Source organism: Amycolatopsis sp. NPDC057786, from assembly GCF_042797905.1.
GTDB lineage: Bacteria > Actinomycetota > Actinomycetes > Mycobacteriales > Pseudonocardiaceae > Amycolatopsis.
The window spans coordinates 1-14,192 of sequence record NZ_JBHVKW010000153.1; the positions used below are offsets into that span (position 1 = coordinate 1).

Genomic DNA, 14,192 nt, shown 5'->3' on the forward strand with positions numbered 1-14,192 from the left:
CAAAGGTCCCTTGCTCTCTTTTCGCAGGTCAGCGGCCTGGGAGACATCTGCTGGGACGTTGCGAAAGCCACTTTCGCAACCTTCAACGTTGCGAAAGTGGCTTTCGCAACACCCCGCGCGGCCCAAGCGGTAGCAAAGGTCCCTTGCTCCCTTTCCGCAGGTCAGGGCCGTGCACAGGCAGACCGAACAGACTCCCCGAGCGCGACCGAGTGCAGCCGGTCCAGCCCGCGCCGCGCGTCGGTCAGCCGCACCGTGACCGCGAGGCGCGCGTCGCACGACCGCCGCGCCCGCGCGTCCCGCGTCTCCGCGAGTTCGGAGAGCAGACCCGCGTTCAGCCGGTCGATCACCGGCCGCACCTCGGTCCCCAGATCGGGCCGTCCGGGCGGCCGCGTGCCGGGATCCTCGGTCCACCGCGCGTACAGACCGCGCTGCACGGCCTTGTTCGCCTCGATCTGGTCGCGGAAGAACAGCACCACGCCGGCCGCGTCGAGACCGAGGCCGGGCGCCTTCGCGGCCACCGAGTCGAGGATCTGCTGTTCGCGCACCGGATCGTCGATCGGCGACGGCGTGCCGAACTTCGCGGCCGCGACCTTGTCGGCGATCTGCACGCGCTGAGCGGCGAGGTCGGTCAGGCCCCAGAGCCCCGAAGACGCCGACGCGGGCGCAGGCAGCAGGACGAGAAGCAGCGAAGCGGCACAGAGCACCCGAAGTCGCATGCCCGGGAACGCTACATGCGAAAATCCCCGGGTGCCCGCGCTAGCCGAAGTCATCGCCGCCTTGGAGCAGGCGTACCCGCCCGAACTCGCCGAATCGTGGGACGCCGTCGGACTCGTCTGCGGTGACCCGGCCGAGAACGTGGACAAGGTCCTGTTCTGCGTCGACCCGGTCGACGAGACCGTCGACGAGGCGATCGACGGCGGCGCGCAGCTGATCGTCGCGCACCATCCGCTGCTGCTGCGCGGCGTCCACGGCGTCCCGGCCGACAGCACCAAGGGGCGCCTCGTGCACCGCCTGATCCGCGCCGGTGTCGCTCTCTACTGCGCGCACACCAACGCCGATTCCGCGTCACCCGGTGTCTCCGACGCGCTCGCCGACGCCATCGGGCTGACCGTCCTCGGCCCGCTCGATCCTCGTGAGGACGGCGTCACCGGCATCGGGCGCATCGGCGAACTGCCCGCGCCCGAGCCGTTTTCCGCCTTCGTCGAACGCGTCGCGAACGCCTTGCCACGCACGGAGCCCGGCGTCTACGGCGCGGGCGACCCGGCCCGGCCGATCCGTCGTGTCGCCGTCTCGGGTGGTTCCGGCGACGGCTATCTCAAGCGGGCCACCGCCGCCGGCGTCGACGCGTACGTCACCGCCGATCTCCGGCATCATCCCGCCGGCGAGCACCTCGCCGAGATCACCGAAGTCCCCGCCCTGGTCGGCGTCACCCACTGGGCGAGCGAGTGGCCGTGGTGCGAGCAAGCCTCGGCCGTCGTCCGTGCCGCGTTTGCGGGTACCGTCGACGTTCACGTCTCCACGAGGTGCACCGACCCGTGGACGCTACGGGCCACCCGAACCGAGCACTGACAATCCAAGGAGCACCGTGAAGGCCGACCCCGCCGTCCAGCGCCAGCTGCTCGAACTCGCGAAGGTGGACGCGGAACTCTCGCGTACCGCCCACCGCCGCCGCACCCTGCCGGAGATCGCCGAGATCGACGCGGCCGAGAAGACGGTGCGCGAACGACGTGACGCGCTGGTCTCGGTCCAGACCGCGGCGTCCGACCTCGACCGCGAGATCGCGCGCCAGGAGAAGGAGATCGAGTCGGTGCGCGCCCGCGGCGACCGCGACCGCAAACTCCTCGAATCCGGTTCCGTCGCGGCGAAGCAGATGACCGACATCGAGCACGAGCTGAACAGCCTCAACCGGCGCCAGTCCGCCCTAGAAGACGACCTGCTCGAACTGATGGAGCGCCGCGAGGCGCTCGAGCTCGACGCCCAGCGCACCAGCGCGGAGGTCGCGAAGGCCGAGAACGAAGTCGCCGAGGCCATCCGTCGTCGCGACGAGCACTTCACCGACCTCGACACCACAAAGGCGCGTCGCGACGAAGACCGCGCCAAGCTCCTGCCGCGGTTCCCGGAAGACCTGATGAAGCTCTACGAGCGGGTCCGGGCGCAGAAGGGCATCGGCGCGGCACTGCTGCGGTCCCGCCGCTGCGGAGCCTGCCAGCTCGACATCGACCGCCGCGAGATCGCCGAGATCAAGGCGGCCCCCGAAGACAACGTCATCCAGTGCGAGAACTGCGGCGCCATCCTGGTGCGCACGCTGGAGTCCGGCCTGTGACCGACCACGTACTCGTCGAGGCCGACGGTGGTTCGCGGGGCAACCCCGGCCCCGCCGGATACGGCGCGGTCGTCAAGGACGCGGCCACCGGTGAGGTGCTCGCCGAGCGCAAGGCCTACGTCGGCATCGCGACCAACAACGTCGCCGAGTACTCCGGCCTGATCGCCGGGCTCGCCGCGGCCGCCGAGCTCGGAGCGTCCACAGTGGACGTCCGGATGGACTCGAAGCTCGTGGTGGAGCAGATGTCCGGGCGCTGGAAGGTCAAGCACCCGTCGATGCAGCCGCTGAACGCCGAGGCGAAGGAGCTGGCGTCCCGGTTCTCGCGCGTGCGCTACGAGTGGATCCCGCGCGCGGAGAACTCCCACGCGGACGGGCTCGCCAACGAGGCGATGGACGCCGGCAAGCAGGCGGAAGCGCCGAAGACCGTGAAGCAGGACAGGGTCAGCCCGGTCGGCTGGACCGGTGCGACCGGGACGCCGACCAAGCTGCTCCTCGTGCGGCACGGCCAGACGGCGATGTCGGTCGAGAAGCGGTATTCCGGCCGCGGCGACGTGCCGCTCACCGAGCACGGCAAGCAGCAGGCGGCCGCCGCCGCGAAACGCCTCGGCGCGATGGAGGGCCTGGTCGTCGACGGCGAGGCCGCGCCGATCATCGCTTCGCCGCTGATCCGCACCCAGCAGACCGCGCAGGCGATCGCGGACGCCCTCGGCGGCCGGGTCGAGACCCATCCCGGGCTGATCGAGACCGATTTCGGGGACTGGGAGGGCCTCACCTTCAAAGAGGCGATGGACCGCGACCCCGAATTCCAGACCAGCTGGCTTTCCGACACCTCGATCGCGGCGCCGGGCGGCGAAAGCTTCGACGGCGTCCACCGGCGGGTCCGCAAGGCCCGCGACGAACTGATCGCGAAGTACGGTGGTCGCACGCTCGTCCTGGTCAGCCATGTCACGCCGATCAAGGCGCTGCTGCGGATGGGCCTGGACGCCGGGCCGTCGTTACTGTTCCGCCTGCATCTGGACCTGGCGTCGCTGTCGATCGTCGAGTTCTACCCGGACGGCAACGCGTCGGTGCGGCTGGTGAACGACATCTCCCACCTGTCCTAGCCGGAAAGGTGTGGCGCGGATCACGCCTGGATATGACGTGTCGCGGGCCGCCGATGGGGTATTGGCTACAGTTTCGGCGACGGCACGTGAGCGAAAAGGCAAAGACGGGGACATGACGGCGAGCGCACTCAGCGAAGCTTCCGAAAAAGACGTGCCCGACCCGGCGGAGAAGTCGGCCCGTCGTGGCATGGCCGCCCGCGTCGCGCCGTACCTCGCGGTGCTCGCCGGGGTGGCGGCCGTCGCCTGGCACGCCACCTTCTACGGTCACTGGATCGTCGACGACGCGGCCATCACCTTCTCCTACGCGCGCAGCTTCGCCGACGGGCTCGGCCCGGTGCTGCAGCAAGGACAGCCGCCGGTCGAAGGCTGGTCGAACTCGACGTGGCTGGTGGCGCTGGTGCTCGGCAAGCTCGTCGGCGTCTTCGACAGCGGCACGCTGTTCGGCATCGCCGACTACGTTCTGTTCCCGAAGCTGCTGGGGCTCCTGTTCACCGCCGGGACGCTGGCCGCGTGCCATATCGTGGCGAAGCAGATCTTCGCGCGCTTCGCCTGGCTGGCGACGCTGGTCGTCGGGCTGACGCTGGCCGCGATCCCGTCGTTCGTCATCTGGACGATCTCCGGTCTGGAGAACTCCCTGTTCGGGATGGCCGTCGCGTGGCTCGCCGCCCTGCTGTTCGTGGCGGTGCGCAAGGACACCGTGCTCACCGCGAAGGTCGCCGTCTGGTCCGGGGTGCTGGTCGCGTTCGCCGCGCTGACCCGCCCCGAAGGCCTGATCTACGGCGGCGCGTACCCGCTCGTCGTCCTGTTCCAGCTGCGGAAGCCGCTCCTCGGGCAGAGCATCAAGCTGGTCGTGGTGTCGGTCGTCGCGTTCGCTATCCCGTTCGGGGCGTACCTCGCCTGGCGGATCGCGGAGTTCGGCAGGCTGCTGGCGAACCCGTCCATCGCGAAGGGGCAGGGCTTGCCCGGGCTTTCGGCGCTGAAGCAGCCGTTCGAGCTGGTCGGTTACGTCGGTGTCGCCGGGACGATCCTGCTGGCGCTGACCATCGGTTACGCGCTGGTCCGGGCGGAATGGCGGCGCCCGCTGATCGCGCTGCTGGTGCCGCTGGCACTGGGCATCGTCGCGTACGGCGTGATGGTCCCGGACTGGATGGGCCAGCACCGGTTCGCGACGCCGATCTGGATCCTCGCCGTGCTGGCGGGAACGCTGGCCGCCGGTGAACTGCTGCGCCGCTCGCGGGCGGTGCTGCGGACCGTCGTGGTGCTCGTGCTGGTCGCGGCCGCGATCCCGTCCGGGATGGGCTTCGCGTCGGCGTCGAAGAAGTTCCAAGAGGTCCCGACCGTGCCCGCGTGCCTCATCGCCGACCGCTTCGGCCGCGGTTTCAACACCATGGCCGACATCCTCGGCCTCCAGCAGGCGTCGCTGCTGCTGCCCGACCTCGGCGGCTCGTCGATGACCAGCCGCCTGCACCTGGTCGACATGGCGGGGCTGGTCGAGGCGGACGTCGCGGACTTCGTCAAGAACGGCGACATGCCCGGCCTGCGCGACTACGTGTTCGAGAAGGTCAAGCCGACCTTCATCCACTCGTGGGGCCCGTGGGCCGCGGGCAACGGCATCACCGTCGACCCGCGGATCGACCGCGACTACGAGCCGATCTTCGTGTACCCCGGCGGCGGGCCGCGGAACGGGGACTTCGTGCGCAAGGACGCCATCACCAGCCCGGAGAAGCTGAAGGCCGTCCAGGACTACGCCGCGAAGACCATGCCGGACGTCGAGAAGGCGCGCTTTGGCGGCCCGCTCAAGGATTGCGGCCCGACCATGCACTCCGGCCAGACCGTCTACCTCCCTTAACCCCCCGCGTTTAGTCCTCTGAATGCGGTAGTTGCCCCGCGCAACGACCGCATCCAGAGGACTAAACGCGTTCCAGGGCCGCCTCCTTCTCCCGGATCACCGGAAGCACGTGCTTCCCGAAGTACTCGACGTCCTCCAGGTAGTGCAGGAAACCGAGCAGCAGCAGGTTCGCCCCGCGCTTCTTGTACTCGATGGCCCGGTCCGCGATCTGCTCGGGCGTGCCGATCAGCCCGGTGCGGAAGCCGTCGTTGTACTGCACCAGATCCTTGAACTCCGAGTCGGCCCACATCCCCTTCTTGTCCGAAGTGGAGCTTCCCGCCTGCTTGACGGCGTTGCGAAAGCCCTCGACCGCCTCGGTGTTCGCCCTCTCGACGATCTCGCGCAGCACAGCCTTCGCCTCGCTCTCGGTCTCGCGGGCGATCACGAAACCGTTGAGCCCGAAGCGGACGGTGTGATCGTTCTTGGCCGCGTAGCCGCGGACTTCCGCGACCTGCTCGCTGAAGCCCTCGAAGTCCTTGCCGTTGCTGAAGTACCAGTCCGAGACCCGGCCCGCGAGCTTCCGCGCCGCGGTGGAGTTGCCGCCCTGGAAGATTTCCGGATGCGGCCGTCCGACCGGTTTGGGTTTGATGTCGAAATCGTGGATCCGGTAGAAATCGCCGGCGAATTCGGCGTGGTCGCTGGTCCAGAGTTCCTTCAGCACGCGGATGAATTCTTCCGAACGACGGTACCGTTCGTCGTGTTCCAGCCACGGTTCACCGAGGTTCGTGAATTCGTCCTTGAACCACCCGCTGACCACGTTGACCGCCGCACGGCCGCCGGAGATCACGTCCGCGCTGGCGATGAACTTCGCGAGCACCCCGGGATGCCACAGCCCGGGATGGACCGCCGCGATCACCTTCAGCCGCTGCGTCGCGAGCAGCAGCGCGAGGCTGAACCCGGTCGATTCGTGCTGGTAGGCGGCGCCGTAGCTGGCCGTGTAGCGGACCTGGCTCAGCGCGTACTCGAACCCGCTGTTCTCCGCGAGGACGGCGAGTTCCCGGTTGTACTCGTATCCCCAGTCGGTGCGCTGCTCGATGTCACTGGTGACCAGACCGCCGCTCACATTGGGGACCCAATAGGCGAATTTGAGTGGTTCGGAGTCGATTCCCGGCATGCCGCGGAGTGAACCCGCCGCCCCCGGAAACCGTCAATCGGCGTCCACGCGCTGGGACCGCCCGAGCGCGGAACCCAATTCGGTGCGGCCGGTGATCCCCAGTTTCCGGTAGGCGCCGGACAAATGGAGTTCGACGGTGCGGCGGGTCAGATGCAGCGCTTCGGCGATTTCCCGGTTGGTGAGACCTTGTGACGCCATCAGCGCGACGCGGTACTCCTGTTTGGTGAGGCCGTGTTCGTTGTCCTTCGCCGTCGTGAGGCTCGTGCGCGCGTCCCGCAGCGCCTCCGCGGCCCGCCTTTCGAGCGGCCGCGCCCCGCAGTGTTTACTCGACTGCGCGGCCATCCGCAGGGTGCCGATCGCCTTCTCGGCCTGCCCACGCCGGGCCTGGAACACGCCGAGTTCGGTCAGCGCCTCGGCCAGCGCCAGTTTCGCGGTCGAGCCGCCGAGGACGTCGACGGCCTTGGTGAGCAGCCGTTCGGCCTCCTCGCCGAGGCCGTCGTCGCGGACGAGCCCGGCGGTCGTCAGAGCGCCGCCGAGGATCCTCGGCGATCCCCAGCGCCCGGCGGCGTCGAGATCCTCCTCGGCGAGGCGGGCCGCGGCGTCGGTGCGGCCCAACGCCAGCGCGGTGCGGGCGGCGTGCGCGCGCCACGGGGCGAAGCCGGGGAAGCGCATGCCGTGGTGTTCCAGACGGCGGCCGCAGCCGCGCAGGTCGTCGTAGCCGAGCTCCGGCTCGCCGGTGGCCGCGCGGAGCCTGCCGCGGGCGTAGAGCAGGTAGTTGTGCGTGAAAAGTGCTTGCGTGGCCGCGAAATCGATTTTGCCAAGCACCGCGTTCGCGACGTCGTGGCGGCCTAGGTCGACCGAGACCTCGATCAATCTCGCCGCGCACAGCACCGCGATCGGGCACCGGCTGATGGCGCCGCGTTCGTCGAACTGCCGCACCAGCGATTCGTAGTGGACGCTCGCCCGCACCAGATCGCCGCCCGCCTGCACGGCGATCCCGCGGGCGAGGGAGGCCAGTGCCCCCTTCGGCACGTGAAAGTCCCAAGGCAGGCGTTTCGTGTCGAGCACTTGGCAGAGCTTGTCGGTGAGCGCGGGCTCGTCGGCGAGCGCTGCCGTCGCGAGCGTGAAGAAGTAGGGCTGTTCGAACAGTTCGGGCTGCTCGCCGGACAACGCCTCCCCGAAATGCCGGACGGCGTCCGCCGAGGACTTCCCGCTGCGTACCGCGTCGAGCGCGAGCAGCCCCGACCGGCTCTGCTGCGCGGCGGGATCGTTCAGCGGCGCCCACTGCCGCTCGAAATCGCGGAAATCCGGCGGTGGCCCGAGCCTGCTGCCCGCCTCGGCGAGATAGGTCATGCACAGCAGCGGCCAGACGGCGTCGGGCCCGCCCGCGTCGAGCCGGGCGGCGAACTGGCCGGCGGAGTTGATCGCCAGCCGCGCGTCCGGGCCGCAGCAGAGCGAAAGGATCATGGCCGTCGCGACGAAGGCCGCGGTTTCGCGGTCGTCGATATGGTCGATGGCCTCGCGCACCCTGGCCGGCGCCGAATCCGGGTCGCAGTGGAATTCCGCGTGCGCGAGCTGGAGCAGGATCGCCATCCGCTTGCGTTCGCTGAGCCGTTCTTCCAGCGCACGCGACAGGAACCGGATGGAGAGCTCCGGGTCGCCCGCGACTACGGAGTGCCGCGCGGCGAGGCGCAGGACATCGACCGCCCAAGGGATCCTGATCTCGGTCGCCTCCAGGAGATGTGCGCCGACGCGCTCCGGCGCGGCACCCGCGTCGTGTAGAAGCCGTGCCGCGCGGGCCTGGGTGACCGCCCTGGTGGTGAGCGGCATGTCGGCGAGTACCGAGTTGCGGACGAACCGGTAGGTCAGCGCCGGCCGGTGGCTGTTGCTCAGCAGGTGCACGCGCACCATCGTGTCGATGGCTTCCAACGCGGTGCTCTCGTCGACCCCGGCCAGCTGGGCCAGCAGATCGAAACTCGCGTCCTCGCCGAGGATCGCGACGGCTTCGAGCATTTTCGGCGCGGCGGTGTACTCGTGCATGCGGACCCGCAGCACCTCGCCGATCATCGCCGAACCCGCGGAGTCCAGGTCCATCCCCGGCACCAGACGGCGGCCCAGCGCGCCGAGCAGGAACGGGTTGCCGCCGGTGACCTCGCGGCATTCCTCGGCGAACCGCCCTGGAGAGACACGAAGGAACTCGGCGACGTGCCGGGCGCCGAGCCCGCGCAACAGGATCGTCGCCGGGGTGCAGCCGGACATCTCCAGCAGCGCGACCTCACCGGTTTGCACGTGGCCGACCAGTGAGGTCAGCACGACCATCACCGGGAGGTGCTCGACCCGGTGGCGGATGTAGGCGAGACAGCGCATCGACCACGGGTCGGCGAGGTGGATGTTGTCGATACCGAGGAGGACCGGCCCCTGTTCGGCGGCGTGCCGGACGGCGCGGAAGAAGGCGTCGAGCGCCTCGGTCTGTTCCTCTTCGGTCCGGGGACGGCGGTCCGGCAGCGATTCGGCGGCGTGCGGGGCACGCGGCCTAGGTGATCCGGGGCCGGCGGGCGCGTGGGTGAGCCCTTCGAGCAGCTGGCGGCCGACCCCGCCGCTCAGATGCGTCTCCAGCCGGGACGCGGTGGCGATCGCGACGGTGAACCCGGCCGCTTCCGCGAGCTCGCCGGCCGCGGTGAGCATCGACGACTTGCCCATGCCGAACTCGCCGACCACCACCGCGCTGACGGCCCGGCCGGTCAGGGCGGCCCGGAGCAGCCCGGTGATCGTGCCGAGTTCGCTGTCGCGGCCCAGCAGCCCCGCGGCGCGGCGCTTCGGTACCGAAGGTCCGCCGAAGGGGCTCTCGGGATTTACTTCGGTATGCACCGTAGAGACCTTCGTGTCGGGTTGCGGCAGACTACTCGAACGTAAGCGGTATCGGGAGTAGTCGCTGGTCATCGAGGGGAGCAGGAGTCGAGATGCCCGCATCCGACGAGATCCGCCGAAGCCGGCGGGACGACCGTTGTGACGACATCAGGGCCGCGACGACGCACGCCAGGAAGACCACCACGAGGTTGGCCGCGATCAGCGACAACCGCTCGCAACGCCGCGAAGCGACGGGGGACAGGTAGCGCAGGTCGGCCCTCGACAGTGCGTCTTCCACCGAAGCGAATTCCGCGACCTGGCGGCCGCAGCGTACGCAGCCGTCCAAATGTGTTTCGAAGGCACGAGCCTCGGCTTGGTCGAGCACACCGAGTACGTACGCCGCCACGTCGGTGTGTTTCACCTTGCGCTTCTTCATCGCGAACCCAGCTCTCCTAACGACCGTCGCAATGTCCGCATGGCCGCGTACAGCCGTGATTTGACTGTTCCCTCCGGGATTCCCAATATCACCGCCGCCTCCCGGACCGTATGCCCGGTCAGATACGTCTCGTAGATGACGGCCTGGTATTTGCCGTCGAGATAGCGTAGCGCTTCGGAAATGACGAGCGCGGACAGCGACTGCTCGGTCTGATCCGCTGTTTCGGCGTTTTCGGAACTGTCCAGCTCCACCTCCTGTGGGCGTGCGCGCCGATTTCGCCAGCCGTCGATGACGATCCGCTTGGCGACCGTGAGCAGCCAGCCGCGCAGCATTCCCGGCTCACGGTTCAACGTGTCGGAATGCTGCCAGGCGCGAATCAGTGTTTCCTGGACGACGTCCTCCGTCCATTGTTGATCATGGCCGGTCAGGTACAGCACCTTGTTGAACAGGGGTTCCCGGAAATCCTTGTACAGCAACGAAATCAGCTCGTCGGAAAGTCTGCTCGGGCGCGAGTCGCCGCCGAGTTCGCATTCTCTGTCCACTGCTTCCATAAAGTTCGCAACCTCCCCAGCGGTGGAGGATTTCACAGGTTGGTACACCGTAGCGCAGACTATCGCCGTGGGCCATGTGCAGTAGTGCCCTGTTTACCATTAGTTGTCCGGTACGTATGTCGACCGGAAACGGTTCTAAATGTGTCGTGTGATGCACATCACACCCGATGCTGCGACGGAGATCGAACCGACCGCTCCGGTTCGCCGTACTCCCAGTGAGGCACTTCGAGGACGGGGGACGGGTGAAATGATCTATCGGCTTCTTGGAGTGGTGATCGGCTGCATGGTTATTTGGGTGGGAACGCCGGCCGATGCCTTCGCGGAAATCGACTCCCACGATCGGGATCTCCTCGTCCGGGTGCGCCAAGCCGGATTGTGGGAAGGCCCGGTGAGCCGTCAGGCGGAACAGCGCGGAAGCGCGCGGCGAGTCCGCGAGGTCGGCCGCAAACTCGCCGACGACCACGACCGTCTCGACACGCAGGTCCGCGCACTCGCCTCGAAGGTCCGTGTCGAACTGCCCGGCGAACCCACCGAAGAGCAGCGCTCCTGGGCCGACGAGATCACCGGCGCCGCCGGTGCCGATTTCGACCGGCTCTACGTCAACCGCGCCCGTGCCGCGCACGGCAGCATCTTCGGTCTCGCCTCCCATGTCCGGGCCGCCACCCGCGACGACGCGATGCGGTCGTTCGCCCAGACCGCCGTCGACACCGTCATGCGGCATATGACCCTGCTCGAAAGCACCGGCATCGCCGAGACCACCTCGCTGATGGTCGTTCCGGGCGGCGGCAACGACCTCGACGGCGGCGACATCGCGCTCGGCCTGCTCATGGTGGGGATCGCCGGTGGAGCGACCTTCGGGCTCGTCCGGGTCCTCGGCGCACCGGGCAGGCGAGCATGACGGCCTCGCTCCTGGCGGTGATCCCGGCGTCGTCGCCGCACGACACCGGGGTGCGGGACATCGCCGCCCTTTCCGCCCGGCTCGCCTACGTGGCCATGTGCCTGACACTGGTATGGGGAGTGCTGAGCGCCACCGGCTGGATCAGGCGCGTCACCGGTCACGAGGCGTTGCGCTCGGGTCACGTCGTGTTGGCGACCTTCAGTCTCGCCACCGGTGCCGTCCACGGACTGTGCTATCCGTTCCTCGACGACGGCTCGTTCGGCGTGCTCGCGCTGCTGATCCCGTTCGCGGGCGGCGGGGTCGCTCGGCACGCGGCGGGGGTCGTCGGGCTGGAACTGTTCGTCGCCGTCTCGGTCACCGCCGCGCTGCGTCGTGGCGTGACCGATCGCCGCGGGCAGCGGTTCCATCAGGCCGGTTACTTCGCGGTCGGCCTGCTGGCGATCCACTCCTGGCTGGGCGCGGCCGCGAACGGGAACGTCGCGACGGTCTGGCTCGGCGGGATCACCGTGCTCACCCCCGCCGTCGTGCTCACCGTGCTCCGGGTGCTCCCGCCGCGGGCGCTGGTCCGGCTGGGGCTGCTCGAAGGCGGAACCGGGCGGGCCCAACCCGTCCGGATCTCCGTCGACGACAAGAAATGCCACCGCTACGCCATCTGCCAGGCCGAAGCGCCGCAGGTCTTCCAGCTGCAGGGAGACGGCCAGTTGCGTTATCTCCGGAAACCCGGAGCCAAACAGATGCCGCTGGTCCAGGCCGCGGCCAGAGCGTGTCCGATGCGCGCGATCCGATTACAGGGGGCTGGACGATGAGCGAACGGATCGTCGTGGTCGGCGGCGGGCTGGCCGGGCTGCGGTGCGCGGAACGGTTGCGGGAACTGCGGTTCGACGGCGAACTGGTGATCGTCGGCAACGAACCGGAGCTGCCGTACCACCGGCCGGCGTTGTCGAAGCAATTGCTGACCGGCGCCACTCATCCGGCGGAGATGCTGCTCGCCCGGCCCGGCGAGATCGACGCCGAATGGCGGTTCAACACCCCGGCGACCCATCTTCAGCCGGGTCGCCAGGTCGTCCATCTGCCCGGGGCGGAGGAACTGCCCTATGACGGGCTGGTCATCGCCAGCGGCGTCGAACCGCGGCGCCTTTCCGGTGTGCCGCACGGACATCCGCGGGTGGTCGGCGTCAGGACACTGGCCGACGCCGTGGAACTGCGCGACAACCTGGCCGCCGACAGCGGGCCCGTCGCGGTGCTCGGCAGTGGGTTCATCGGCTGCGAGGTCGCCGCGAGCCTGCGCGAGATCGGCCGGGAGGTCACCATCATCGGCCGGTCGGCGCATCCGCTCGGCGAGGTCGTCGGCAAGCACATCGGGCAGAAGCTCTCGGCGCTGCACCGGTCGCGTGGGGTGCGGCTGGCGCTGGGCGCGTCGATCGACAGCTGGCAGACCACGGCGAACGGCCTGCGGCTGCGCTCGTCCGACGGCTGGATCCTGGACGTCTCGTGTGTGGTCGTCGCCGTCGGGACCGTGCCGTCGATCTCGTGGCTGCGCGGGGCGAAGCTGCCGCTCGACGACGGCGTCGTCTGCTCGCCGACCTGTCACGTGCTCGGGATGAATAACATCGTCGCCGCCGGCGACGTCGCGCAGTGGCCGAACCTGCGTTTCGACGAGACGCCGCGACGGGTGGAGCACTGGCTCAACGCCGTCGAAATGGGCCGGGCGGCCGCGGAGAACCTGCTCGCCGGCCCGCAGGCTTCGCGTCCGTTCGCGCCGGTGCCGCGGTTCTGGTCCGAACAGCACGGCATGCGGATCCAGGCGGGCGGCATCCCGAAGCTCGGCACCGACACCGTCGCGCTCGCCTCACCCGTCGGCGGCGAACGGCCCGTCACCGGCTTCGTCCGCAAGGGGCGGCTCGTCGGTGTCGTCGGCCTCGACAGCCCGTCGGCCGTCCTCCACTGGACCAACGAGATCGCGGAGCAGAACCCCGTCCGCCACCCGGGAGAAACGGAGACGCCTGATGCGCCGATCGCGGTTGACCATGCTCGTCGTCATCGCGGCGCTCGTCGTGGGCGCCGCGATGTGGTGGCAGGCGGCTGAACCCGCGTCGCGGACGGCTCAGGCTCCGGTCACCGAAGCGCTCCCCGGCCCGCGGGTGCCGTCGTCCCCCGGTACCTCACCGCCCAGCACCCCGGCCGGGACGCGGCTCACCGCCGTCTACATGACCCGGATGGGGCAGGCCGTCCTCGACGAGACCGGCGCCGTCCTCTTCCGCTACGAACGCGACGACCCGCGCAAGTCCCGCTCGGCGTGCCTCGGGGACTGCGCCATCGTGTGGACGCCCGTCACGACCAGCGGCACGCCGTCGGTGACCGGCATCGACCCGGCCCTCGTCGACACCATCAAACGTCCCGAAGGCGCCGAACAGGTGACTTTGGCGGGACGGCCGCTCTACAAGTTCGCCAACGCCCGGCCCGGCGAATGGACCGGGCAGGGCACCGACCACGTGTGGTTCGTCGTCCAGCCCGACGGGCGGCGCAACCTGAACTGCCTGCCCGGACCCGTGCAGTAGGATTCTCCGACGGACGAGTCGGCGGGGCGGCCGCGAGCCGGGAAACCGGTTCGAGGAAAGTCCGGACTCCACAGGGCAGGGTGGTTGTTAACGGCAACCCGGGGCGACCCGCGGGACAGTGCCACAGAAAACAGACCGCCTCCGTTCGCTTCGCGGGCGGGGGTAAGGGTGAAACGGTGGTGTAAGAGACCACCAGCGTCCTGGGTGACCAGGGCGGCTAGGTAAACCCCACCCGGAGCAAGGTCAAGAGGGAGCCGCGAGGCTCCTGCGCAGGCGTTCGAGGGCTGCCCGCCCGAGCCTGCGGGTAGGCCGCTCGAGCCCGTCGGCGACGGCGGGCCTAGATGGATGGCCGCCACTCGCCCGGCCGCAAGGCGGGGCGGGGACAGGATCCGGCTTACACGCCGGCTCGTCCGTACTTCTTTCTCCCGCCGAGTCCGTGAGGCCTCCTTGAGGGGACCCAGGGTCCCCTCAAGG

General features: G+C 69.3%; 13 protein-coding genes and 1 other RNA gene. 9 read left to right on the plus strand and 5 right to left on the minus strand.

Translation table 11 applies throughout. From position 1 onward, the window contains the following. Positions 1-161: 161 nt before the first annotated feature. On the minus strand, positions 162-716 hold the full coding sequence (locus ACFVM3_RS39995) for a chorismate mutase (protein WP_378444991.1): 555 nt from the start codon (positions 714-716) through the stop codon (positions 162-164). A 31-nt stretch (positions 717-747) separates the two neighbouring features. Here ACFVM3_RS39995 and ACFVM3_RS40000 point away from each other — a divergent pair, with 31 nt between their 5' ends. From ACFVM3_RS40000 to ACFVM3_RS40015, 4 genes are all read left to right on the plus strand, one after another. After that, positions 748-1,569: a Nif3-like dinuclear metal center hexameric protein gene (locus tag ACFVM3_RS40000; RefSeq protein WP_378444992.1), complete on the plus strand. Its 822-nt coding sequence runs from the start codon at positions 748-750 to the stop codon at positions 1,567-1,569. A gap of 16 nt (positions 1,570-1,585) precedes the next feature. Beyond that, positions 1,586-2,323 (plus strand): zinc ribbon domain-containing protein, encoded by a 738-nt coding sequence (locus tag ACFVM3_RS40005; RefSeq protein WP_378444993.1) that lies wholly within the window; start codon positions 1,586-1,588, stop codon positions 2,321-2,323. Beyond that, positions 2,320-3,426: a bifunctional RNase H/acid phosphatase gene (locus ACFVM3_RS40010; protein ID WP_378444994.1), complete on the plus strand. Its 1,107-nt coding sequence runs from the start codon at positions 2,320-2,322 to the stop codon at positions 3,424-3,426. The genes ACFVM3_RS40005 and ACFVM3_RS40010 overlap by 4 nt, the downstream gene beginning before the upstream one ends. 112 nt (positions 3,427-3,538) lie before the next feature. Beyond that, positions 3,539-5,275, plus strand: a complete 1,737-nt coding sequence (locus ACFVM3_RS40015) for a hypothetical protein (protein WP_378444995.1) — start codon at positions 3,539-3,541, stop codon at positions 5,273-5,275. 61 nt (positions 5,276-5,336) lie between these two features. Here ACFVM3_RS40015 and sfnG read toward each other — a convergent pair whose 3' ends face one another. The 4 genes from sfnG to ACFVM3_RS40035 are packed head-to-tail and all read right to left on the minus strand — an operon-like array spanning position 5,337 to position 10,262. Beyond that, entirely contained in the window at positions 5,337-6,428 is a 1,092-nt protein-coding gene (gene sfnG / locus ACFVM3_RS40020; protein WP_378444996.1) for a dimethylsulfone monooxygenase SfnG, read from the minus strand. A 33-nt stretch (positions 6,429-6,461) separates the two neighbouring features. Further along, positions 6,462-9,296 (minus strand): BREX system ATP-binding domain-containing protein, encoded by a 2,835-nt coding sequence (locus ACFVM3_RS40025; protein ID WP_378444997.1) that lies wholly within the window; start codon positions 9,294-9,296, stop codon positions 6,462-6,464. Between the two features lie 31 nt (positions 9,297-9,327). Then, complete coding sequence (locus ACFVM3_RS40030; RefSeq protein WP_378444998.1) at positions 9,328-9,711, minus strand: anti-sigma factor family protein; 384 nt, start codon at positions 9,709-9,711, stop codon at positions 9,328-9,330. Continuing rightward, positions 9,708-10,262: a sigma-70 family RNA polymerase sigma factor gene (locus ACFVM3_RS40035; protein ID WP_378445003.1), complete on the minus strand. Its 555-nt coding sequence runs from the start codon at positions 10,260-10,262 to the stop codon at positions 9,708-9,710. Before ACFVM3_RS40035 ends, ACFVM3_RS40030 begins: the two co-directional genes overlap by 4 nt. A gap of 247 nt (positions 10,263-10,509) precedes the next feature. Between ACFVM3_RS40035 and ACFVM3_RS40040 the strand changes: the two genes are divergently transcribed. The 5 genes from ACFVM3_RS40040 (at position 10,510) to rnpB (ending at position 14,131) form a co-directional block, all read left to right on the plus strand. Continuing rightward, the gene (locus ACFVM3_RS40040; RefSeq protein ID WP_378444999.1) at positions 10,510-11,160 is read left to right on the plus strand and encodes a DUF4142 domain-containing protein; all 651 of its coding nucleotides are present in this window, start codon (positions 10,510-10,512) and stop codon (positions 11,158-11,160) included. Further along, a complete protein-coding gene (locus ACFVM3_RS40045) occupies positions 11,157-11,966 on the plus strand; it encodes a ferredoxin (RefSeq protein ID WP_378445000.1) in 810 nt (269 codons plus the stop codon). Before ACFVM3_RS40040 ends, ACFVM3_RS40045 begins: the two co-directional genes overlap by 4 nt. Then, on the plus strand, positions 11,963-13,246 hold the full coding sequence (locus tag ACFVM3_RS40050) for an NAD(P)/FAD-dependent oxidoreductase (protein ID WP_378445001.1): 1,284 nt from the start codon (positions 11,963-11,965) through the stop codon (positions 13,244-13,246). Before ACFVM3_RS40045 ends, ACFVM3_RS40050 begins: the two co-directional genes overlap by 4 nt. Beyond that, the gene (locus ACFVM3_RS40055) at positions 13,167-13,718 is read left to right on the plus strand and encodes a hypothetical protein (protein WP_378445002.1); all 552 of its coding nucleotides are present in this window, start codon (positions 13,167-13,169) and stop codon (positions 13,716-13,718) included. Before ACFVM3_RS40050 ends, ACFVM3_RS40055 begins: the two co-directional genes overlap by 80 nt. Before the next feature lie 14 nt (positions 13,719-13,732). Continuing rightward, an RNA gene (rnpB, locus tag ACFVM3_RS40060) (RNase P RNA component class A) lies at positions 13,733-14,131 on the plus strand. Positions 14,132-14,192 lie beyond the last annotated feature (61 nt).

Coding starts and splice junctions, on each gene's coding strand:
- ACFVM3_RS39995 (WP_378444991.1), bottom strand. CDS start 716: ATGCGACTTCGGGTGCTCTGTGCCGCTTCGCTGCTTCTCGTCCTGCTG.
- ACFVM3_RS40015 (WP_378444995.1), top strand. CDS start 3,539: ATGACGGCGAGCGCACTCAGCGAAGCTTCCGAAAAAGACGTGCCCGAC.
- sfnG (WP_378444996.1), bottom strand. CDS start 6,428: ATGCCGGGAATCGACTCCGAACCACTCAAATTCGCCTATTGGGTCCCC.
- ACFVM3_RS40030 (WP_378444998.1), bottom strand. CDS start 9,711: ATGAAGAAGCGCAAGGTGAAACACACCGACGTGGCGGCGTACGTACTC.
- ACFVM3_RS40035 (WP_378445003.1), bottom strand. CDS start 10,262: ATGGAAGCAGTGGACAGAGAATGCGAACTCGGCGGCGACTCGCGCCCG.
- ACFVM3_RS40040 (WP_378444999.1), top strand. CDS start 10,510: ATGATCTATCGGCTTCTTGGAGTGGTGATCGGCTGCATGGTTATTTGG.
- ACFVM3_RS40045 (WP_378445000.1), top strand. CDS start 11,157: ATGACGGCCTCGCTCCTGGCGGTGATCCCGGCGTCGTCGCCGCACGAC.
- ACFVM3_RS40050 (WP_378445001.1), top strand. CDS start 11,963: ATGAGCGAACGGATCGTCGTGGTCGGCGGCGGGCTGGCCGGGCTGCGG.
- ACFVM3_RS40055 (WP_378445002.1), top strand. CDS start 13,167: ATGCGCCGATCGCGGTTGACCATGCTCGTCGTCATCGCGGCGCTCGTC.